Here is a 255-nt window from a genome sequence, read left to right as displayed (position 1 = left end):
GCAGGCGATCGCGGTCGCGCGCGGTGGCCCCGGCATGATAGGCGCGGCCATCGCATTCGATGCCCAGCAGGTAGCGCCCCGGCGCGCGCGGATCGACTACGCCCATGTCGATGCGGTAGCCCGAGCAGCCGACCTGCGGATGCACCACCCAGCCGCGCTCGCGCAGCACCTTGATCACCTGCGTCTCGAACGGGCTATCGGGCTCGCGCCCCGTGGGCAGCGACTGCGCCACCAGCGCGCGCGGCCCCTTCAAGG

At 72.9% G+C, this 255-nt stretch carries 1 protein-coding gene; it reads right to left on the bottom strand.

From position 1 onward, the window contains the following. The coding region (locus tag SB751_RS32920; protein ID WP_410749370.1) for a hypothetical protein at nt 1-255 on the bottom strand (255 nt) is incomplete at both ends.

The organism is Cupriavidus sp. SIMBA_020 (genome assembly GCF_046535395.1).
Lineage (GTDB): Bacteria > Pseudomonadota > Gammaproteobacteria > Burkholderiales > Burkholderiaceae > Cupriavidus > Cupriavidus campinensis.
Note: the sequence above shows the minus strand (reverse complement) of the source record. Positions and strands in the feature narration are given on the sequence as shown.